The sequence below is a fragment of the Paraburkholderia bryophila genome, assembly GCF_003269035.1.
In the GTDB taxonomy this organism is placed as follows: domain Bacteria; phylum Pseudomonadota; class Gammaproteobacteria; order Burkholderiales; family Burkholderiaceae; genus Paraburkholderia; species Paraburkholderia bryophila.
On the sequence record NZ_QLTK01000040.1, the window covers coordinates 1 to 21,260 of the forward strand.

At 65.1% G+C, this 21,260-nt stretch carries 20 protein-coding genes; 8 read left to right on the plus strand and 12 right to left on the minus strand.

Features of this window, described 5'->3' with window-relative positions; all coding sequences use genetic code 11:
- Positions 1 to 594: 594 nt before the first annotated feature.
- From BX591_RS32750 to BX591_RS32765, 4 genes are read right to left on the minus strand one after another with little or no spacing between them, the layout of a single operon-like run.
- Entirely contained in the window at positions 595 to 1,455 is an 861-nt protein-coding gene (locus BX591_RS32750; RefSeq protein WP_111935469.1) for an efflux RND transporter periplasmic adaptor subunit, read from the minus strand.
- Between the two features lie 13 nt (positions 1,456 to 1,468).
- On the minus strand, positions 1,469 to 1,669 hold the full coding sequence (locus tag BX591_RS32755; protein WP_012433767.1) for a DUF1656 domain-containing protein: 201 nt from the start codon (positions 1,667 to 1,669) through the stop codon (positions 1,469 to 1,471).
- On the minus strand, positions 1,659 to 3,881 hold the full coding sequence (locus BX591_RS32760) for an FUSC family protein (protein WP_111935470.1): 2,223 nt from the start codon (positions 3,879 to 3,881) through the stop codon (positions 1,659 to 1,661). The genes BX591_RS32755 and BX591_RS32760 overlap by 11 nt, the downstream gene beginning before the upstream one ends.
- An 11-nt stretch (positions 3,882 to 3,892) precedes the next feature.
- Positions 3,893 to 5,518 carry an efflux transporter outer membrane subunit gene (locus BX591_RS32765; protein ID WP_111935508.1) on the minus strand — a complete coding sequence of 542 codons (1,626 nt, stop codon included), beginning with the start codon at positions 5,516 to 5,518 and terminating at the stop codon, positions 3,893 to 3,895.
- Positions 5,519 to 5,673: 155 nt separating this feature from the next.
- Between BX591_RS32765 and BX591_RS32770 the strand changes: the two genes are divergently transcribed.
- Together BX591_RS32770 and BX591_RS36665 are read left to right on the plus strand one after the other, a co-directional pair.
- Complete coding sequence (locus tag BX591_RS32770) at positions 5,674 to 6,615, plus strand: LysR family transcriptional regulator (protein ID WP_111935471.1); 942 nt, start codon at positions 5,674 to 5,676, stop codon at positions 6,613 to 6,615.
- Positions 6,616 to 6,790: 175 nt separating this feature from the next.
- Positions 6,791 to 6,949 carry a hypothetical protein gene (locus tag BX591_RS36665; protein ID WP_167444660.1) on the plus strand — a complete coding sequence of 53 codons (159 nt, stop codon included), beginning with the start codon at positions 6,791 to 6,793 and terminating at the stop codon, positions 6,947 to 6,949.
- A 51-nt stretch (positions 6,950 to 7,000) separates the two neighbouring features.
- Here the strand turns inward: BX591_RS36665 and BX591_RS32775 are convergent, their stop codons facing one another.
- The 5 genes from BX591_RS32775 to wrbA all read right to left on the minus strand — a co-directional run bounded on the left by BX591_RS32775 (position 7,001) and on the right by wrbA (position 11,209).
- Positions 7,001 to 7,741, minus strand: a complete 741-nt coding sequence (locus BX591_RS32775; protein ID WP_111935472.1) for an SOS response-associated peptidase family protein — start codon at positions 7,739 to 7,741, stop codon at positions 7,001 to 7,003.
- A 32-nt stretch (positions 7,742 to 7,773) separates the two neighbouring features.
- On the minus strand, positions 7,774 to 8,580 hold the full coding sequence (locus BX591_RS32780; RefSeq protein ID WP_111935509.1) for a metallophosphoesterase: 807 nt from the start codon (positions 8,578 to 8,580) through the stop codon (positions 7,774 to 7,776).
- 51 nt (positions 8,581 to 8,631) lie between these two features.
- Positions 8,632 to 10,050 carry an FAD-binding oxidoreductase gene (locus BX591_RS32785; protein WP_111935473.1) on the minus strand — a complete coding sequence of 473 codons (1,419 nt, stop codon included), beginning with the start codon at positions 10,048 to 10,050 and terminating at the stop codon, positions 8,632 to 8,634.
- Positions 10,051 to 10,103: 53 nt separating this feature from the next.
- Positions 10,104 to 10,496 carry a DUF2069 domain-containing protein gene (locus tag BX591_RS32790; RefSeq protein ID WP_111935510.1) on the minus strand — a complete coding sequence of 131 codons (393 nt, stop codon included), beginning with the start codon at positions 10,494 to 10,496 and terminating at the stop codon, positions 10,104 to 10,106.
- A gap of 110 nt (positions 10,497 to 10,606) precedes the next feature.
- Entirely contained in the window at positions 10,607 to 11,209 is a 603-nt protein-coding gene (gene wrbA / locus BX591_RS32795; protein ID WP_111935474.1) for an NAD(P)H:quinone oxidoreductase, read from the minus strand.
- A 178-nt stretch (positions 11,210 to 11,387) separates the two neighbouring features.
- Between wrbA and BX591_RS32800 the strand changes: the two genes are divergently transcribed.
- Positions 11,388 to 12,704 (plus strand): YihY family inner membrane protein, encoded by a 1,317-nt coding sequence (locus BX591_RS32800; protein WP_111935475.1) that lies wholly within the window; start codon positions 11,388 to 11,390, stop codon positions 12,702 to 12,704.
- Positions 12,705 to 12,803: 99 nt separating this feature from the next.
- On the opposite strand, the gene BX591_RS32805 is transcribed toward BX591_RS32800, so the two are convergent.
- From BX591_RS32805 to BX591_RS32815, 3 genes are all read right to left on the minus strand, one after another.
- Positions 12,804 to 13,124: an Mpo1-like protein gene (locus tag BX591_RS32805; RefSeq protein ID WP_111935476.1), complete on the minus strand. Its 321-nt coding sequence runs from the start codon at positions 13,122 to 13,124 to the stop codon at positions 12,804 to 12,806.
- Between the two features lie 203 nt (positions 13,125 to 13,327).
- Positions 13,328 to 14,161 carry an alpha/beta fold hydrolase gene (locus BX591_RS32810; protein ID WP_111935477.1) on the minus strand — a complete coding sequence of 278 codons (834 nt, stop codon included), beginning with the start codon at positions 14,159 to 14,161 and terminating at the stop codon, positions 13,328 to 13,330.
- Positions 14,158 to 15,519, minus strand: coding sequence for an O-acetylhomoserine aminocarboxypropyltransferase (locus tag BX591_RS32815; protein WP_111935478.1), 1,362 nt, complete (start codon positions 15,517 to 15,519; stop codon positions 14,158 to 14,160). Before BX591_RS32815 ends, BX591_RS32810 begins: the two co-directional genes overlap by 4 nt.
- Here BX591_RS32815 and BX591_RS36670 point away from each other — a divergent pair.
- The 5 genes from BX591_RS36670 (at position 15,509) to BX591_RS32835 (ending at position 21,257) form a co-directional block, all read left to right on the plus strand.
- On the plus strand, positions 15,509 to 15,673 hold the full coding sequence (locus BX591_RS36670; RefSeq protein WP_167444661.1) for a hypothetical protein: 165 nt from the start codon (positions 15,509 to 15,511) through the stop codon (positions 15,671 to 15,673). The two genes, BX591_RS32815 and BX591_RS36670, sit on opposite strands and share 11 nt — an antisense overlap.
- A gap of 165 nt (positions 15,674 to 15,838) precedes the next feature.
- Positions 15,839 to 16,297 carry a CBS domain-containing protein gene (locus BX591_RS32820; protein ID WP_111935479.1) on the plus strand — a complete coding sequence of 153 codons (459 nt, stop codon included), beginning with the start codon at positions 15,839 to 15,841 and terminating at the stop codon, positions 16,295 to 16,297.
- Positions 16,298 to 16,478: 181 nt separating this feature from the next.
- A complete protein-coding gene (locus BX591_RS32825) occupies positions 16,479 to 18,416 on the plus strand; it encodes an MFS transporter (protein WP_111935480.1) in 1,938 nt (645 codons plus the stop codon).
- Positions 18,417 to 18,544: 128 nt separating this feature from the next.
- Complete coding sequence (gene aroC, locus BX591_RS32830) at positions 18,545 to 19,645, plus strand: chorismate synthase (protein ID WP_111935481.1); 1,101 nt, start codon at positions 18,545 to 18,547, stop codon at positions 19,643 to 19,645.
- A gap of 55 nt (positions 19,646 to 19,700) precedes the next feature.
- Positions 19,701 to 21,257 (plus strand): glycosyltransferase family 9 protein, encoded by a 1,557-nt coding sequence (locus BX591_RS32835; RefSeq protein WP_111935482.1) that lies wholly within the window; start codon positions 19,701 to 19,703, stop codon positions 21,255 to 21,257.
- Positions 21,258 to 21,260 lie beyond the last annotated feature (3 nt).

The window sequence follows — 21,260 nt, forward strand, 5'->3', positions numbered from 1 at the left end:
TGAACCAGTTTGCTATCCTGTTTGGCGAGCGCTTCACGCTCGCACGTGGCTAGAAATCTTTAAACCGCCTCGCACACAAAAATGCGGACAGGTTCTGCTCTCGCACATTCCGCGCTCGTGACAAGGCCGTCATTCATCCCGCCTTGCGCTGCGCGCTCGCCGGCACGGCTCGCCCGAACCAGCGGTTTTCCCGTGCGCGGCGGGGGCCGTCGGCTTCGCCTCGGCAGGGCGCCGAAATATCCGGCGAGCTCACAAATGGTTGATGACCGACCGCCCGGACCCGCCCGGCAGCGAGCGTGCCTGAACGACCGCGGGGGCGCGCGCAGCGCCGCCGGAGGAATGACTGCTGTGTCACGAACGCGGAATGCGCGAGGGCACGGATTCCAGATGCACCACTACCCATCGCGGACCACGGAACCCGCTTAAGAATTAGCGGTGTGAGCGGCTTTCTCTTGCTGACTTCTCTTTGCCGCGGCAAAGAGAAGTTAGTGCCGCCCCGCACAGGGGCAACGCTAATAGACCACCAAGAAAACAAGGAAAGGCCAACACCAAAAAGATCCCACCCCACCCCCACCACAACCCAAAAAAAAACCCCTACCCCGGCCTAACAACAACAGTACAAGTAATCCCAGCCGCCAAAACAACCCCCTCGGGAACCGAATCAATACTGACCCGAACCGGCACCCGCTGCGCCAACCTAACCCAGTTAAAAGTAGGATTAACATCAGCAAGCAGCTCCCGACTTTCCGGATTATCCCGATCGTAAATACCCCGAGAAATACTCTCCACATGCCCCTGCAAGGTCCCCCCACTCATCAACCTGACCTCGGCCTTATCGCCAACTCGCACATGAGGAAGCTTGGTCTCCTCAAAGTACCCATAAACCCAGAACGAGTGACTATCGACAATAGCCAGCTTGGCTGAACCAGCCGTCGCATAATCCCCGCGATAAACATTCAGATTCGTCACATACCCATCAACCGGCGAAACAACCCGCGTCCGTGCCAGATTCAACTTCGCAGCATCGAGCGCGGCCAACGCCTGTTGATAGGAAGCCTCGGCAGCCGAAGCCGTATGAGTCGCATTCTCGCGACTTTCCTTGGACACCACCAAGGCATCCATATCCGCACGCCGCTGCGCATCGTCGCGTTTCATCTGCAATTCGGCCTTGCGAGCCGCCACCGCGGCCTGCGCCTGCTCAACCGCGATCTCATAGTACGAAGGATCGATCTGCATCAACAGATCGCCCTTCTTCACCAACTGGTTATCCTTCACGGGCAGATCGACCACGGCCCCGGAAACATCCGGCGCCACATTGACGATCTCTGCGCGCACGCGTCCATCGCGCGTCCACGGTTCATCCATGTAGTGCACCCATAACACGCGCCCAATTAAAATCGCGACGATAAAAATAACGGCTGTCGCGACGAAGCCCACAAGATTTCGGATGGTCATGATTCGACTCTGATCAACGATAAACGGCGAGACCCAGCACGCCGCACACACACACGAGCAAGCTGGCCCGGAACAAGGACGGATGCCATACCACGCGATACACACCCGTATAGGCGATCACGCGGTCCAGCACCCAGGTAAGCGCGGCGCCCGCGATAAACAGCAGCACGATGGCTGGCACGTAGGCGTCGAATACGGCGATATCACGTGGCATGACGAACTCCTTTCTCTGACGCAGCCTCGGCGCCGGCGCGGCCGCTCATCAACGGCTCGAGCGGCGATTGCGGATCGAGCAGCGCGGTACGGATGAAATGCAATTGACTCAGCATGCGTTGCAGTTGATGACGCTCCTCGCGCGGCGGCGTGAAGGTGGCGAGCATCTGCTGAAGCGCGGCGATTGCGTCGGCGGTGGCGGCCAGCGCGCGGTCGAAGCGGTCTTCGCGCGGACGCTCGAACAGCGCGGTCAGCGCATCGCGCATCGCCCGTAACTTGACGCGCCACGGCATCGACTTCGCGTAGCGCGCGTCGGCGGGCAGCGTCGCCACTTCGCGGCGCAGATCGATCACCGCGTTGCCCACTTCGAGCACCGCGAACAGCCAGCGCAACGTGTCGCGCTTCAGTTCGGGCTCGTTCTGCGCGAGCGCGTTGATCTGGAACATCAGATCGCGCGCGCCGCTCTCGAAGCGCGAACGCACCCGCCGCATGCCCGCGCGGCTCGCCAGCGCCACCTGACGGCGCAAATCCACCAGCAGACGGTTGCGCAGCCACGGCGTCGACGGCGGCAGCAGCACGGCGAACGCAATCGACACCACCAGCATCGACAGCACCAGCGCAATCGCGTCGTTGATCGTGCCGCTCGGGTCGTAGTGGATCACGTTGTCGGGGCCGGCCAGAAAGCAGAAGAAGATGCAGTAGCCGACGCCATAGCCGGCCAGGGCGGGGCGCGTCGTCATGAACACGCCGAACAGCAGGAACGGCGTGAGCGCCGCGCACAACAGCGGAAAGCCGTCGATGTGCGGATACACCCCGTACACCGCGATCATCCCCATCACCGAGGCGACCAGCGTGCCGCCGGCCATCTGGAACGCGGTGCGCTTCGGATTCGGCGACGCCGAGGCGAGCGCGCACACGGCGGCCGCGTCCAGCGTCAAGGTCGAACCGCTCGGCCACGCGGTCGCGATCCAGAACGCGCCGAGCACCATCATCACGAGGGCGGCCCGTACGCCCGCGACGCCCGCCGCGATCGCGTTGGTCTTCGGCTCGTAACGCTCGATCCACCGTTCGCGCTCGTGCGTGTCGACGGAGAGCGAGGCGTAGGTGGCCGCATACGCATGCAGCTCGTCGATAAAGCGGTACAGCAGCTCTGCGCCGGTATCGAAGTCGAGCAACGGCGCGTCGGGGTGCGCTTCGAGCGCGCAGCGCGTCGCGCGCACGCGCCTGGGCAAGTCGGTCTTGTAGGCGTCGAGCTGGGCGGCGGCATGGGCGGCATCGGCGGCGCTCAGCACGGGCTCGCCAGACTTCGCGAGCAGTGGCGCGATTTCCTTGAAGTACGGTTCGAGGGCGTCGATCGCGATCGACGCGCCCTGCGTGTCTGTTTCGCGCAGCCGGTTCATCAGTTGATGCAGCGCGTGAAAGCGCGTCGAGGCGGTCATGAACTCGCTGTTCAGCCGCGCGAGACGGCCGCCGCGCATCCGCGAATCGGGCCCTTCGAACACGGCCACGCTGCGCGCCGCTTCGAAGCCGACGATATCGGCGACGAAGCGCGCATTGGTCGCTTCGATCTGCGCGCGGTCGTTACGGCCCGCGAGCGACGCGGACACATACTCGACGAACGACGAAAAACGCGCCCGCACCGTGCCGCGCATCTGCAAACCGGCGAACTGCGGAAACACCAGGCCGCTGACCGCGCCCGCGCAGACGATCCCGAGCACGACCTCGGCAACCCGCGTCAGCGCGCTGAGAAACGCGCCGTCCGGATGCTGCGAAGCGGGGATGCCGATCAGCGCGGCGGTATAGCCGGCCAGCACGAAACCGTACGACTTGAAGTTGCGGTTGCGCGCGGCGCCGGCGGTGCAGATGCCGACCCAGATCGCGGTCGTGGCGATGAACAACTCGGGCTGCTGCGCGAACAGGCCGATCAACGCAAGCATCACGACGAGGCCGACGAGGGTGCCGCAGATCCGGTAGAAACTCTTCGCGAACACCATGCCGCTTTGCGGCTGCATCACGATGAACACGGTGGTCATCGCGGTGCGCGGCTGCGGCAGGTCGAGCTTCATCGCAATGCCGAGCGCGAGGAAACAGGCGGCGAGCGCCTTGAACAGATAGATCCACGTGAGGCCGTCGTTGCGCGCCCAGTCGGCGGCGGCCGCGTAGAGCGTGGCGAGCGACGTCGGGCGCGCGGCGGAGGCAGGGGAGGCTGACATGGCCGGTTTCCTCACTCGAGCGCGGGCGCGGACGCGGTCGTGTTACCCGCGTGGCTCGCCGCGCCGGTTTGAACGGACACGTCAGCGGGTTTCACGGCGCTTGCGGCAGGATCGCCTGCCGCGTTGCCTTTGCCGCCATTGCCATGACTCTTGCCATGCGCTGGCAGCGTCTCGTTCGCCTGCGGACCGTTGGCCGGTTCGTCGAGCCCGCCGCCCAGGGCCGTGACCAGCGACGCATGCGCGCCCAGCCGCTCGGCCTGAATCTTCGCCACGCCTTCCTGCGCGCGCAGCAACTGGTTCTGCGCGACCAGCACGTTCAGATAGTCGGTCAGGCCGCGCCGGTAACCTTCGCGCGACAGATCGTAGTTCTTGCGGGCAGCGGCGACCGAACGGTCGGCATCGGCCGCCTGGGTGGCGAGCGAGCGGATCCGGATCACCTGATCGGAGACGTCCTTCAACGCGCCGACGATCGACTGGTTATAGCGATCGACCGCCTCGTCGTAACCCGCCGACGCCGCGCCGAGCTGCGAGCGCAAGCGGCCGCCGTCGAGAATCGGCAGCGACAGCGCCGGCCCCGCGCTCCAGCTATGCGAGGGATTCTTCAGGAACTGGAACAGCGGCCCCATCGCCGCATAACCGCCAATCGACGCGAGCAGGTTGATGTCCGGATAGAAGTCGGCCTTGGCGACGTCGATGCCGCGCGCCTGCGCCGCCACGGTCCAGCGCGCCGCGACCACGTCCGGCCGATGGCCGATCAGATCGGCGGGCAAGCTGGCCGGCAGGCTGGCCGGCGCGGTATCCAGCGACAACGTCGGGCGCTGGATCGCATCGCCCGCGCCCGGACCTTTGCCGGCCAGCGCGGCCAGCTGGTTGCGGCCGAGCGCGATCTGCTCGTCGAGCGCGTCGATCTGGCGGTCGTATTCCGGCAGCGGCGTTTCGGCCTGGCTCACGTCGAGCTGCGTGCCGATGCCGCCCTTCAGCCGGCGGTTGGCGAGATCGACGATCTGCTGCTGTTGCTTCAGGGTCGCGCGGGCGATGTCGAGCAGCGCGTAGTTCATCGACATTTCGATGTACGTGCGCACCACGTTGCCTTCCAGTTCGAGCTGGGCGGCGCGGGCATCCGCGGCGCTGGCGTGGGCGGCGTCGAGCGCGCGTTCGGCGGCGTTGCTGTCCTTGCCCCAGAGATCGAGGTGATACGACAGACCGAGCGTGCCGGTGTTGTTCCAGGATTGCTCGCCTGCCAGCGGGCCCGGGCCGTAGTACACGTTGTCGGCCCACTTCTGACGCTGCACCGACAGGCTGCCGTTGACCTGCGGCGCCAGCGCCGAGCGCGCCACGCCCGCCATCGACATGGCCTCGCGCACGCGCGCCTGGGCTGCCGCGAGATTCGGATTGCCGGCCTGCGCGGCGGCGATCCACTCGTCGAGCTGCGGATCGTTATAGGCGCGCCACCAGTCGGCGGCGGGCCACTGGGCGTCTGCGTCGGCGGCGCGGATCGCGTTGCCCACGTCGAGCGAGGAGGGCGCCACCGCGCTCGCTTGCGGAGCAATGCCTCCGGTACTTGCACAGCCGGCGATTGTTAATAGGATCGTAAGAACCGCAGCTGCGGCGATCCCTTTTTGTACCGGAGACTGCACGATTTCCTCCAAAATTGACTATAGAAGCTTGTGCGTCATTATATTTTTTGATTGATTGGGGAATAACCTGTAAAGATGCAAGGCATTTTTACGTAATCTGAGACAATCGCCTTTGCGAAACATGTAACAATCGCTGCCGATAAAAGAGGAAGGTTATGGATACGCTTCAAAACATGCGTGTATTCGTTCGTGTGGTCGAAGCAGGCAGCTTTACAGGCGCCGCGCAGCACCTGAACACGACCACGGCGTACGCGTCGCGCGCCGTGTCCGATCTCGAAGCGCATCTGCGCACGCGTCTGCTGAACCGCACCACGCGCCGCATTGCGCTGACGGAAGCCGGCGAGCGCTACCTGCAACGCTGCGAGCAGATCCTCGCCTACGTCGATCAGGCGGAAGCCGAGGCGGGCGACGCGCACGCGCGCCCGGCCGGCAAACTGAAGGTGCATGCCATGACGAGCTTCGGGCAGCACTATGTGGTGCCCGCCGTCGGCCTTTATCAGGAGCGCTATCCGGAGGTGCAGATCGAGTTGACGCTCGCGCAGCGCATGCCCGATCTGCTCGACGAGGGTTTCGACGTGTCGTTGACACTGGCCACCGCCGGCTTGCCGGATTCGGGGCTCGTGTCGCAGCGGCTGGGCAGCGCGTTCAGCATCGTGTGTGCGTCGCCGGGTTATCTGGAGCGGCACGGCGTGCCGCAGACGCCTGCCGATCTCGCCCAGCACACCTGCATGCAAATGGTGACGCCGGTGTTTCCTACCGACAAATGGACTTTCGACGGTCCGAACGGCGAGGAAACGGTCGCGCTGGGTTCGTCCCGGTTTCAGGTGAATGTGGCCGAAGCCATGGCGGTCGCGGTCAGTCGGGGCATGGGGATCGGGCTGATTCCGATCTACTCGGCGATCAGCGGTTTGCGTAGCGGCAATCTCGTCTGGCTGTTGCCCGAGTACACGTCGCAGGAAATGAATCTGTACGCGCTGTATCCGTCGCGCCAGTATCTGGACGCGAAAATCCGCACCTGGGTGGAATTCCTGCGCGACGAACTGCCCGCCACGCTGGCCGCGGATCAGGAAGAGTTGCGGCAGTTCGCGCGGGTGTGAACGACTGTTACAGAGCTGCCGCGCCGCAACATTTCCTTACTTCTGGCGTGCGGTCGATTTGCTAACGTGTCGTTCATGCGCTGCCGCTTCAGCCGGGCGCGTTCAATTTCGCTATTGGGCGGCTGCTGGGCGGCTGCGGGTCAGTAAATCGCACTAATCGAAGGACGAGGGATTCATGGATACGCATCTGATGATCGGCGTGGCCGTCATGTTTGGACTGATCGCGTTCGCCGCATCGCGCGATTTGCTGCGCCGGCTGCGCGAGCAGCAGCCGCAACTGGTGCCGGTCAAGGTCAAGCGCGCCGATTCGCGGGCGCAGCGGCACGATCGGTAAAATTCGCGGGCGGTGTTCGCACTGTGCCCGCGTGTTTAGCCTTTCAGCTTTTCACGCCAGCGCCTCGATCAAACCCGGCTCGTCGTTGAGCGTGCGATCCACGTCGTGACTCACGCGATGCCAGCGGAATCGCCCGGCCGCGAGGCCGCCCGTGCGCGCCAGTTGCTCCAGCTCATCGGCCGGTAAATCCGGTTCCAGCCAGCGGCGCGCCGCTTCCGGCCCGAATGCCAGCGGGCGGCGGTCGTAGACATCGACCAGACCTGCGTCGGCGTTTGCCGTCACGATCACCAGACCCATCCCCTCCGTTTGCGGCTCCGAGCCGCGTACGCTCGATAGCGCCGCCAGATACATCGGCGCGGCGCTTTTCAGATGCACAAAGTAGGGTTGGCGCGACATCGCGTCGGACGATGCGCCGGTCGGCACCGCTTCGGGCGCGTTGCCGGCGTTTTCCACGATCGGCGCGCCTGTTCTGCGCCATTCGAACCAGCCGTCCGCCGGCACCAATACCCGGCCGGTTTTCCACAGTTCCTCGAAATAGCGCGCGGTCGGCGCGGCGTCGGCGCGTGCGTTGATGGTCTGCGGCAGATGCTGCTCGCGCGCCCAGTCCGGGCAATAGCCCCAGTGAACCGGGCGCAGCGTTTGATCGGCAAAAATCGCCAGCGGATGGGTGCCCGGTGCGAGGTTATAGCCGGGGCGACGGTCGGCGGCGTCGAACAGCATCAGCGGATCGGCGAGACCCAGATGCTGCGTGTAAAGGCGCGGATCGCGGTACTGACTGATTCGACCACACATGAGCGACCTCCGGAGACGACCGGCGTGACGGATTAGATCTCGACCACCTTATCCCATCTGAACGCCGGATTTTCCCATTGCCCGGTGCGGCGGTCGAAATAGCCGCGCGGATTGCAGACCACGCGCGTGCCGTTCACGGTGTAGTCGAACGGCGTATGCGTGTGGCCATGAATCCACAGCGCGACCGGCGCGCGCACCAGTTCCGGCAAATGACTGACGAAGCCCGCCGACACGCGGTCGCCGGCATACCGCTCGGCCAGACTCAGCCGATGCGGCGCGTGATGCGTGACGACGATCGTCTGGCCGTCGAACGGTCTGGCCAACTCGCCTTCGAGCCAACTGCGCGCCCGCTCGTGCAAGGCCAGCGAGTCGCGAGGCGTGAAGTCGCGCGGGGCGTCGTGCGTGTCGTGCGGCCAGTTCGTCTGGATCGGGCCGCGAAAATCCAGCATGGTGCGGCGCGCGGCATCGATCGAATCGGCCAGCGTGGCGGGGTCGGCGCCATACAGCGCGAAGTCGGTCCATAAGGTCGTGCCGAGCACGCGCCACCGACCTTGCGGATCGACCAGCGTGGCGTTGTTCAACACATGCACGTTGTCGACCTGCGCGGCCGCGTCGTAGAGCGCGGAATCGAGCGCGCCGAATTCGCCGTCGTAGTACTCGTGATTGCCGGGCACGTAGACCACCGGCACGGTATCGTCGAAAGTCTGCGCGGCCCAGCGCGGGCCGGCCGCGTGATTGTGGATGTCACCCGCCAGCACGATCAGGTCGGCCTGAGCATGCGGAATCAGCTCGGGTTCGTCGTTCTCCAGATGCAGATCGGACAGCACTCGAATCTTCACGGCCACGACTCCTGCTAATGCCGCCACCGGGGAGGGCGGCGGCGCGAGACCCTAGCGTAGCACCTTGCCTGGGTTCATCAGATTCAGCGGATCGAGCGCGCGTTTGACAGCGTGCATCAATCGCACTTCCACGTCCTGCTTGTAGTGCATTGCTTCATCGATCTTCAACTGGCCGAGCCCGTGTTCCGCGCTGATGCTGCCGCGGTGCCGGTGCACGCTGTCGTAGACGATCTGGTTGATCGGGCTCTGGTACTGCTCGAGAAATACCTTCGCGTCGACGCCCTCGGGCGCCTGCACGTTGTAGTGCAGGTTACCGTCGCCGAGATGGCCGAAGGTCACCATGCGCACGCCGGGCACCGCCTGCGCGATCGCCGCATCGGTCTCCTCGATGAAATGACCGATGCGCGAAATCGGTACCGCGATGTCGTGCTTGATGTTCAGACCTTCCTCCGCCTGGGCGAGCGGAATATGTTCGCGCAGATTCCAGAACGCCCGCGATTGCGCGAGGTTTTCCGCGACCACGGCGTCCTGCACGAGACCTTCTTCGAGCGCGGTTTCCATCAGACGCTCGAACAGCGCGCGCGCGTGCTCCTCGCTTTCGCTGTCCGACAGTTCCAGCAGCACGACTTGCGCGTGGGTCTCGGCGAACGGATAGCGCATCTGCTCGAAATGGCGGCCGACCAGACGCAGGCAGAAATCCGACATCAGTTCGAAACCGGTCAGCAGCGGCCCGGCGACGCGTTGGGTGAGCGACAGAAAATCGAGCGCCGCGTGCGGCGACGCGAGCGCGGCGAGCGCCGTGACCCGCGCGGCCGGCCGTGGATGCAGCTTGAGCACGGCAGCGGTGATGATGCCGAGGGTGCCTTCGGCGCCGATGAACAGATCGCGCAGATCGTAGCCGGTGTTGTCCTTGCGCAGTCCGCGCAGGCCGTCCCACAGTTCGCCTTGCGGCGTGACCACTTCGAGGCCGAGGCACAGCTCGCGCGTGTTGCCGTAGCGCAGCACGCCGGTGCCGCCCGCATTGGTGGCGAGATTGCCGCCGATCGTGCAACTGCCTTCGGCCGCGAGGCTCAACGGGAACAGGCGGCCGGCTTCGTCGGCATGCTTCTGCACTTCGGCGAGGATCACGCCGGCTTCGACGGTGATCGTGTTGTTGTGCGGATCGATGTCGCGGATGCGGTTCAGTCGTCGCAAGCTGATCACCGCCTGTGCGCCGCTCGCGTCCGGTGTAGCGCCGCCGGCGAGGCCGGTGTTGCCGCCCTGCGGCACCAGCGCGACGCGATGCTCGACGGCGAGTTTGACGAGCGCGGCGGCTTCGTTCGCGGTGGCCGGGCAGAGTACCGCGCAGGCCGCGCCGGTGTAGCGGCGGCGCCAGTCGGTGAGGTAGGGGGCGGTGTCGTGCGCGTCGGTCAGGACATGAGTTGCGCCGATCGCGTCACGGCAGGCAGCGAGGAAAGCGGATTGGGTCATGGTGGTCGGTCAGCGGGTTCGGTGCGGGGAGACGAGTGGCGGCGGGCGTTGCGTCAGGCGTGAGTGCCTGGCTGCTTTTTTGTCCGCTTCGCCGCGCGTTTGAACGGCGCGACGTAGCTCAGCGTGCAGACAAAAAACACCACGGCGAGCGCGGCTTCGAGCCAGCCCAGACGCGCGCTCAAACCACGCTCGCTCCAGCCGCGCACAATGCCTTCCGCGAAATACAGCAGGATCAGCATCGACGCCCATTGCAGCGTGTAAAGCCGGCGCCGCCAGACGCCCGGCAACGCGAGCAGCAGCGGCACCGCCTTCAACACCATCGCCGAGCCGCCTGGACGCAGCGGCGCGAGCCACCATTCCCACGCGACGGTGAGCGCGATCAGCGCGATCAACGCTGCCGTGGCGCCATACGCGGCAACGGTTTTTTGCGGCACGGGCGGTGCGATGGTCGCGGACGGGGCAACGGATGCAGCCGAGGCAGAGGCCGCTGGCACGGACGCGCCGCTCGCCTGGTTGACGGTCGACGTGCCGGCCGGCTGGGCATCGGGCTTGTTTATCACGGCCTGTCGCTCAGGGAAGCCGCGGTGCGCGCGACGCGCGCGCCGAGTGCCATGGCGAGGGTTCTTTCGTCGGCGGAGATGCCTTGCTCCGCCGTGCCCGCGCGCGCGAAATGCGACGCGCCGTACGGCGTGCCGCCGGTCTGGGTAGTGGACAGCACGCTCTCCGTGTACGGAATGCCGACGATCAGCATGCCGTGATGCAGGAGCGGCAGCATCATGGACAGCAACGTGGATTCCTGACCGCCGTGCAGACTGCCCGTCGACGTGAACACACAGGCCGGTTTGCCCGACAACGCACCCGCTAGCCACTGCGGCGTGGTGCCGTCGAGAAAGTATTTGAGCGAGGCGGCCATGTTGCCGAACCGGGTGGGCGAACCGAGCGCCAGACCAGCGCATTCCTCGAGGTCGCGCAGCTCGACGTAGGGTGGGCCCTCGGCGGGAATGTCCGGCTGCGTGGCTTCGCAGACGGCGGAAACCGCCGGCACCGTGCGCACGCGCGCCTGCATGCCGGGAACGCTGTCGACGCCGTGCGCGATCGCCAGCGCGAGCTCGCGCGTGGCGCCGTGACGGCTGTAATAGAGCACGAGAATGTCTTTCATAGGCCTCATCGGTGAACGGGTATTATAGGGGTTGGGTCCGCTGCAGAGGCCACTCATGGCCGTTCGGCCAGGTGTTGGGAATGGTCTGGCCAGGTGCTGATCCCGTCCTGCTTCGGTCCCGAAGCCTGGTCACTAAGCACGGTCCAGAAACAAGGGTTGACGAAGCAAGGAGGTGGGTTTGTTGTCCAGGGTGCGTTTCGATCTCGACACGCTCAAAAGGCTCGCGCAATTTGCCGCGCAGCGTAGCAGCGAAGACCGCATTCCGCAGGTGGCCGGCAGCCTCACGTTCACCACCATGCTCGCGCTCGTGCCGCTCGCCACGGTCGCGTTCGCGCTGTTCACCGCGTTCCCGATCTTCAGTTCGTTCCAGGAGTCGCTGCAGTTTTTCCTCGCCGACCACCTGATGCCCGCGCAACTGAACAGTCAGATTTTCAAATATCTGAACCAGTTCGCGTCCAAGGCCAAGGGCCTCACCACGATCGGCATGATCCTGCTGTTTCTCACGGCAGTGATGACCATGATGACGGTCGAATCCGCGTTCAACGTGATCTGGCGCGTGCGCAAGGCCCGGCCCATCGCGCAGCGCATTCTCGTCTACTGGGCGATCATTACGCTCGGCCCATTGCTGATCGGCGTGAGCCTGTCGATTTCCTCGTATCTGTTCACGCAATCCATGACGTTCTCGGCGGCGCAGCGCATCACGCCGCTGATCGAATGGGCGCTCGCGGGCGCCGCGCTGCCGCTCACGGCGCTGGCCTTCACGATTCTCTACGTGTATTTGCCGAACTGCCGGGTGGAGTGGCGCGACGCGGTGATCGGCGGCGTGACCGCGGCGATCGCGTTCGAACTCGCCAAGCGCGGTTTCGGCTATTACGTGCGCCGGATTCCGACCTACACCGCCGTGTACGGCGCCTTCGCCGCCGTGCCGTTGTTCCTGCTATGGATGTACCTGTGCTGGTTCATCACGCTCGCGGGCGCGATGATCGCCTCCGCATTGCCGGCGATCCGCATCGGCCAGTTTCATCGGCCTACGTTCGAGGGCAGCGATCTGTTCGACTCGCTCGAACTGCTTGCGCGACTTTCGGAAGCACGCGACGCGGGCAAACGCGGTTACACGGTGCCCGAACTCTCGCGGATGCTTCGCCGCGATATGGACACCACGATCAACCTGCTGCAAAAGCTCGAGGAAATCGAGTGGATCGCGCGCTTGCAGGAGGACGGCATGCGCCCGCATTTCCTGCTGCTCGCCAACCCGGCGCAGATCACCGTGGAGCGCCTGTTCGATCTGTTCGTGATCGACCGCGTGGAGCTGGAGTATCAGCTGGAACTCGACGCCACCCGCGTGGATGGCGATACGCTACTGTCCGCCCTGGACAACGACAAGCTGAAGAAAGTGACGCTCGCCGCTTTGCTCGCGGCACGCGCTGCAGCCCGCGCGCGGCGTGCCGAGGAAGGGGGAGAAAGCGCTGCCTCGATGCCGCACCAGGCGGCTTGAAGCGAGCCGAGGCGGTTTGCTGCGGCCTGATGCTGCTCAGCGCACCGCGTCTCCGGCTGGCATGACAAAGCACGGCGGCAACGCGGCTTTTTTCAATCGCTACAGCGAAATCTTGCCGACGCAAATGTCCTTGAACATCACCCAATCGCCCATCAGGCTATACACCGGGTGCCGGAAAGTAGCCGGCCGGTTCTTCTCGAAGAAGAAATGCCCCACCCAAGCAAAACCGTACCCGCAGATTACCGCCGCCGGCAGCCACAGCCAGCCGCCGGTGGCGAGCGCCATTGCCAGACAGCCGATGACGCCGAGCGACCCCACGAAATGCAGCCGCCGCGAGACCGTGTTGCGATGCTCGCTCAGATAGTACGGATAAAACTCCGCGAAACTCGCGAAGTGATCGGTGTGGGCGGTTTGAGCCATCACGGCCTCCGGATTTCCATGCTTCTCGACTCCGTGCCTGTCGCTTCCAGGATGTTTCGTTGCGCGCCGTCGGCATGCCCGGCGCAGGGTCGAAACAGGGCAGGCGTGACCCATTGTGCGGCCATTCGACTCCTGCGCGCAACCTGGCCATTCGGCCGATGGCGCGCCGCTTCCGGCGCGCTTATCGTGATGGTTCGCAACGGCTAGCGAGCGTCGCGAGGTGGCCGGGAGGCGAAACTGAAGAGGGCGTCGAGCGTGGCGTCGGGTTGCTCGGTCATCAAGGCGTGGCCGGCCTCCAGCGTGACGGTGTCGACTGCCACGCCCGCTTGCGCGAGGGCGTCGGCGAGCGCTCTGGCTGCGCGTGGCGGCGTCATCGCGTCGCGTCGGCCGACCACCACGCGGGTCGCGCAACGCACCTGGGCGGCGCGGGCGAGGCCGTCCGCGTAGCCGTTGCAGGCGCTGAAGTCGGTGTGGAACAGATTGGCTTCGCCGCGTGCCGACACGCGTTCCATCAACCGCTGGTTCATGCCGTGCAGCCAGAAGCCGGGGCCGGGGCACGAGGGCTTGGCGGCGAATGTCGAATGCGACCATTCGTTGACCATGCCGATTGCCTCCGGCTCGCGATTCAGCGCGGCGTCGAGCAGGGTGTCGGAGACGGTCATCGGGATCGCGGTGGCGAGCAGCGCGAGGTGCGTCGCGCGCTCCGGGTAGCGGCCGGCGAAGTCGAGCGCGATTAGCGAGCCCATGCTGTGGCCTGCCACGAACGCGCGTTGCACGCCGGCGGCGTCGAGTAGCGCGGCGAGCCAGTCGGCCATGGCCGGCACGGAGGTGAGCGCCGGGCCGCTGCTGCGGCAGTGTCCGGGTAGGTCCACCGCCAGCACGCCGAAACCGTGGTGGGCGAAGTAGCGGCTTTGCAGCGCCCACACGCTGTGGTCGTGTTCCGCGCCGTGGATGAACACGGCGGTCGGCAAGGCGGCGTCGAACGGTTTGCCGCCGGTGTACGCGTAGGTGGGTTGGCCTTGAACGTGGAGGATCATGCGGACTCCGGGCGGGGTTGGTCGGCGGCGCTCGGCGCAGCGGCACGGCCGGCTGGCGCCACGCTCGAACCGCCCGCTTTCTGCGCGGCTTTCAGCGCGCGCTTGAGGTCGTCGATCAGGTCGTCGGGATCTTCGAGGCCGATCGACAGCCTGATCGTGCCTTCGGCGATACCGGCCGCGGCGAGCGCGGCGGCATCCATGCGGAAGTGTGTCGTCGATGCCGGATGGATCACCAGCGAGCGTGCGTCGCCCACATTCGCCAGATGCGAGAACAGCGAGAGTGCTTCGATAAAGCTGCGCCCGGCCGCGCGGCCACCGCGCAAGTCGAAGCTGAACACGGCACCTGCGCCGCGCGGCAGCAGGCGTTGGGCGAGCGCGTGATCCGGATGCGTCGGCAACTCCGGGTAGGCGAGCGCCGCGACTGCCGCGTGAGACGCGAGAAAGTCGACCACCCGGCGCGTATTGGCAATGTGCCGTTCCATCCGCAAAGGCAGCGTTTCAATGCCTTGCAGCAACTGCCACGCGGCCTGCGGATGCAGGCATGCGCCGAAGTCGCGCAGACCTTCGCGGCGTGCGCGCAGCAGGAAAGGCGCGACCGTGCTTTCCTCGCTGAACACCATGCCGTGAAAACCGTCGTAAGGCTCGGTGAATTCGGGGAAAAGTCCGGAGGCCTCGAAGTCGAACGTGCCGCCGTCCACCAGTACGCCGCCGATCGTCGTGCCGTGGCCGCCCAGAAACTTGGTCGCGGAGTGGTACACGAAATCGGCGCCGTGCTCGAACGGTTTGAGCAGATACGGCGTGGTGAAGGTCGAGTCGACCAGCAGCGGCACGCGGTGCTCGTGCGCGATCTGCGCGACGGCGGCAATGTCGAGCACATCGAGGCCCGGGTTGCCGAGCGTTTCGCCGAACAGCAGGCGCGTGTTCGGGCGCAGCGCGGCGCGCCACGCGTCGATGTCGCCGGGTTTGACGAAGGTCGTCTCGATGCCGAAGCGCCGCAACGTGTAATGCAGCAGGTTGTGCGAGCCGCCATACAACGCGCTGGAGGCGACGATATGCGCGCCTGCGCCCATCAGCGTGGCGATCGCCAGATGCAGGGCTGCCTGGCCGCTGGCCGTGCCGATCGCGCCCGCGCCGTTTTCGAGCGCGGCCACGCGCTCTTCGAAGACCGCCACGGTCGGGTTCGAGATGCGCGAGTACACGTGGCCGGCGCGCTCCATGTTGAAGAGCGCCGCGGCGTGGTCGGAATCGCGGAACGAAAACGAGGTAGTCTGGTAGATCGGCGTGGCGCGCGCGCCGGTGGTGGGGTCGGGCGCGGCGCCGGCGTGCAGCGCAAGCGTATCGAAACGGTTGGCGGACATCCTGGGCGGCGAGACCACGAACGGCCCCGCGAAAGGTGAAAGTGGCGGCCATCCTATCATCGGCATCGGGCGTATCAAGCGCGGTTTTCCCGATGCGCCGGCGCGGCCGTGGGGGGAGATCGCGTGGGATTGGCGCGAATCCGGCGCGGCCTGAGCACGGATTCAATGCGGATCGAGCAGGAATCGAGCGCTGATCGAGCCGGGCGAACGCCCGTCACGCCTTGGTGGGCGGGCCGCTTTCCTTTTATGGGTCTTTCCGCTAGGATCGAAAAATCATTTAATGCACTACCAGCTTAGCGGGTATCTCGGGAGACAGATCATGCGAGTCAGCGACATTCTTAAGGTCAAAGGCAACACCCTTTTCACGGTCACGCCGGACACCACGCTGCACGAAGCAGTCAACGCAATGGCCGAGCATGACATCGGCTCGCTGGTCGTGATGGAATACGGCGACCTGGTCGGCATGCTGACCTTCCGCGAAATCATCAATACCTTGAGCAAGAACGGCGGCAGCGTCGGCACCTCCACGATCCGCAAGGTCATGGACGACCATCCGCTCACCTGCACGCCGGAAACGGACGTGAACGAAGTCCGCCGCATGATGCTCGAGCACCATGTGCGCTATCTGCCGGTACTGGAAAGCCGCACGCTGATGGGCGTGATTTCGTTTTACGACGTTGCCAAAGCAGTGGTCGAAGAGCAGGGGTTCGAGAACCGCATGCTCAAAGCTTATATCCGGGACTGGCCGGAAGAGCAGCCGGAACAACCCGCGCGTTAATGTGAATCAATATTGAGTTCATGCGCGGTGATTCACCGCAGCGCTCGGGCATTTGCTGTGAGCGGTAGCGGTGAGCGCGAATATGCAGTCAGGGCGCGCGCGAAAGCGTGCGCTTTTTTTGTGCCTGGGTTTGTGCCCTAGCCCGCCACCTGTTGCTCTTTTAGCGTGCCCTTCGAACTTCATGAGCGATCGTCCGATACCTGCCGCCCGCCGCACCGCCCGCACTCACGAGGCGCACGAGTCCCAGTTCCGGCTGCTCAGCCAGCGTCGCTTCGCGCCGTTTTTCTGGACCCAGTTCCTCGGCGCGATGAACGACAACGTGTTCAAGATCGGCTTCACGTCGCTGGTCACGTATCAGGCGGCGCGCTTTTCCGGCGTCGATCCAGCCACGGCGGCGTTCCTGATCTCGGCGATCTTCATTCTGCCGTTCGTGCTGCTGTCGGCCACCTCGGGCCAGATCGCCGACAAATACGACAAGGCGATGCTCACGCGCTTCGTCAAGACGTTCGAAATCGTCGTGATGCTGATCGGCGGCACGGGGTTCTGGCTGCATAGTGCGCCGCTGCTGTATCTGTGCACCTTTCTGATGGGCGTGCATTCCACGGTGTTCGGACCGGTCAAATATTCGTACCTGCCGCAGCATCTGTCGAAGTCGGAGCTGGTCGGCGGCAACGGCATGGTCGAGATGGGCACCTTCGTGGCGATCCTGATCGGCACCATCATCGGCGGCGCGGGCGCGGGTTTCGTCGAGCATGGCGCGGTGGTGCTGGCCTGCGCGTGCGTCGCGATCGCGCTGGTAGGGCGTTTCGTGTCGAGCTTCGTGCCGGTCACGCCGGCGGCGCAGGCCGATTTGCGCATCAACTGGAATCCGGTCAGCGAGACGTGGCGCAACCTGAAGCTGGCGCGTGAAAACCGCACGGTGTTTCTGAGTCTGCTGGGCATCTCCTGGCTGTGGTTTGTCGGCGCGACGTTTCTGTCGTCGTTTTTCAGCTTCGCGAAGAATGTGCTGTCCGCCGACCCGGACGTCGTGACCGTGCTGCTCGGCACGTTCTCGATTGGTATCGGCCTTGGTTCGTTGATGTGCGAAAAGCTCTCGAAGCGACGCATCGAAATCGGTCTGGTGCCGCTCGGTTCGATCGGTATGAGCGTGTTCGCGATCGATCTGTTTTTCGCCAGCCACGCGCTGCCGGCGGCGGGGCATCTGCTGAGCGTCGGCGAGTTTCTCGCCCGGCCCGCCCACTGGCGCGTGCTGGCCGATCTGTTCCTGCTCGCCATGTTCGGCGGTTTCTACAGCGTGCCGCTGTATGCGTTGATCCAGAGCCGCAGTCAGCCGAGCCATCGCGCGCGGATCATCGCGGCGAACAATATTCTGAACTCGCTATTCATGATTCTCTCGTCGCTGATGGCGGTCGGGTTAACCTCGGCCGGCTTCAGTATTCCGGCGCTGTTCCTGATCACCGCGCTGCTGAACATCGTGGTGGCGACCTACATCTATTCGCTGGTGCCGGAGTTTCTGCTGCGCTTCGTCGCGTGGGTGCTGGTGCATACGTTCTACCGGATCCGCCTCGTGCATGCCGAACGGATTCCGGAAGAGGGCGCGGCCGTGCTCGTTTGCAACCACGTGAGCTTCGTCGATGCGATCGTCATCATGGCCGAAAGCCCACGGCCGATCCGTTTCGTGATGGACCACCAGATTTTCAAGTCGCCGTTTGCCGGCTGGGTGTTCCGCCATGCGAAGGCGATCCCGATCGCGCCGGCTCATCAGGATCCGGAACTGTTGACGCGTGCCTACGAACGGTGTGCGCAGGCATTGGCCGAGGGCGATCTGGTTTGCATCTTCCCGGAAGGCAAGCTCACCAAGACTGGCGAGATGAACCCGTTCCGTCATGGCGTGACCGAGATCATCAAGCGCACGCCCGCGCCGGTTGTGCCGATGGCGCTGCGCGGCCTGTGGGGGAGTGTGTTTTCGCGCGCCAACGACGCGCGCTGGCCTCGGCCGGTTCAGAAAGGCGTGATGAGCCGGCTGACGCTCGCCGTGGGCGAGCCGATCGCGCCGGAATTGGCGACGCCCGAATTGTTGCAGCAAGTCGTGACGGAGTTGCGCGGGGCGCGCAAATAGCGTGCGGGTCGGTGCCTCGCGGGCCGGCTATCGCTTGTCCAGAAGGCATATAGCCAACCTGCGCCACCGCCTGGGCCCTAACGGGCTGGCATAATACTGCCTTCCCCGCATTTCTTTGGACGACGCCCATGTCCGGCAACACGCTCGGTACGCTTTTCACTGTCACGACCTTCGGCGAATCGCACGGCCCCGCTATTGGCTGCGTGATCGACGGCTGCCCGCCGGGCATGGCGCTCACCGAAGCCGACATCCAGTTCGAACTCGACCGCCGCAAACCCGGCACCTCGCGCCACGTCACGCAGCGCCAGGAAGAAGACAAGGTCGAGATCCTGTCGGGCGTGTTCGAAGGCCAGACCACCGGCGCGCCGATCGCGCTGCTGATCCGCAATACGGACCAACGCAGCAAAGACTACGGCAATATCGTCGATACCTTCCGTCCGGGCCACGCCGACTACACCTATTGGCAGAAATACGGCATTCGCGACTATCGCGGCGGCGGCCGTTCGTCGGCACGTCTGACCGCGCCCACGGTGGCGGCGGGCGCGGTCGCGAAGAAGTGGCTGCGCGAAAAGTTCGGCACCGAGATTCGCGGCTACATGGCCGCGCTCGGCGAGATCGACGTGCCGTTCGTCGACTGGGCGCACGTGCGCGAGAACCCGTTCTTCGTGCCGAACGCCGACCTCGTGCCGCAGCTCGAAGAGTACATGGACGCGCTGCGCAAAGACGGCGATTCGATCGGCGCGCGCATCAACGTCGTGGCGTCGGGTGTGCCGGTCGGCCTCGGCGAGCCGCTGTTCGACCGCCTCGACGCCGACATCGCGCATGCCATGATGGGCATCAACGCGGTCAAGGGCGTGGAGATCGGCGCGGGCTTCGCGAGCGTCGCGCAACGCGGCTCGGTACATGGCGACGAACTGACGCCGGAAGGCTTCGTCGGCAATCACGCGGGCGGTGTGCTCGGCGGCATTTCGACCGGGCAGGACATTACCGTGTCGATCGCGATCAAACCGACGTCGAGCATTCGCACGCCGCGTCGCTCGATCGACAAAGCCGGGCAGCCGGCTGTCGTCGAAACATTCGGGCGGCATGACCCGTGCGTCGGTATTCGCGCCACGCCGATCGCTGAATCGATGCTTGCACTGGTGCTGATCGACCACGCGCTGCGTCATCGCGCGCAATGCGGCGATGTTGCCGTCAGCACGCCGAAGATTGCTGCCAGCGCGCCTTGACACGCTGCGTTCGGTGTTTGTCTGTGTGTCGTAAAGAAGTGCGTGCAGCGTCGTCATGACCGGGCCGATTAGCCAACCGATCAACCAACCGATCAACGAGCCGACTTTCGTGCCGACGGCCGAATCGGCCGATAACCCTCTGGCCGAATCGGCCGATAACCCTCTGGCCGATCTGCGCGCTCGCGCCGCCGCGCCGGATGCCACCGCGGGCGACTGCCTCGCGCTCGGTCAACTGTTACTACAGCACGCCGCGCGCGACAAAGACCGCCAACGCGAGGCACTCGCCGCGCTGGTGCGTGCCTATCAGCTCGATCCTGCCTGCGAGCCCACGCTGCTTCACACGATTGCGCAGACCGCTTTCGTGCTGCGCGATTGGTCTTTGACCGAGGCCGCCGCGCAACTGCTCCTGTCCCACCACGCCGCCGACGCCAACGCGCTGATCTGGCGCGCCGCCGCGGTCCAGCAGCGCGACGATTTCGCCCTGGCGGAGCATTTGTTGCGCGAGGCGATGCGCGCCGTGCCGGGCAACCCGGTGGTGCTTCACAAGCTGGCGTTGTGCGTCAAGGAACAGGCGCGTTTCGTCGAAGCGGAGGCGTTGCTCAGGCAGGTGCTGGTGTTGTCGCCGGATAACGCGCACGCGTTGTTCGATCTGTCGGAACTCGAAATCCGTACCGGTCGTTTCGCCGATGGCTGGGCGCATTACGAATCGCGCGTCGCGTTCGGCGGCGAGCTGAATAATGCGCAACAGGCGCTCGCGTCAATCAGCGCGCATTGGCAGGGCGAGTCGCTGGCGGGCAAGACGCTGGTGGTCTACGGCGAGCAAGGCAACGGCGATTGCCTGTGGGCGGTGCGTTTTCTGCCGCATCTCGCCGAGCGGGCGCGCCGCGAGGGAGGCCGGGTGATCTTCGGTCACGACGGACCGCTGCGGTATCTGTTCGAGCGCATTCTGCCTGCCGATTTGCCGCTCGAAACGAGTCTGGACACACGGCCCGATTTTCACTGCGGGTTGATGAGCTTGCCGTTGCGGCTCGGCGTGGTCGACGCAACCGGTTGGGGGCGGCCGTATCTGAACGCCGATCCAACCCATGTGCAGGCGTGGCGCGAGCGCGTCGACGCGCACGTCGCGCACGTCGCGGGCAAGTACGGTCGTCGCAAAGTGGGGCTGGTGTGGAACGGCAACCCCGACCATATCCGCGACGCGCGGCGTTCGGTGCCGGTCGAGCAACTCGAGGCGCTGCTGAACGTGCCGGGCGCGAGCTATTTCGCGTTGTCGCCGGGGCGCGGCGAGACGGTCGCGCAGTGGCGGAAGCAGGGATTGGATGTCGTCGATATGACGGGACATTTTCAGTCCGGATTCGACGACGTGGCCGCGTTGCTGGCCAATCTGGATCTGGTGGTGACGATCGATAGCGGCCCTGCCCATCTGGCCGGTGCACTCGGCGTGCCGACCTGCCTGATGATCGATCACGTGTCCGCGTGGTTTTGGGGCGATGAATCGTCGGCAACGCCCTGGTACGATTCGATCGAGCTGGTTCGACAGCCCAGGGTTGGCGATTGGATGCCGGTCGTGGCGCACGTTCGCGAACGGATCGTGGCGCTGGTGCGGAATTAAGAT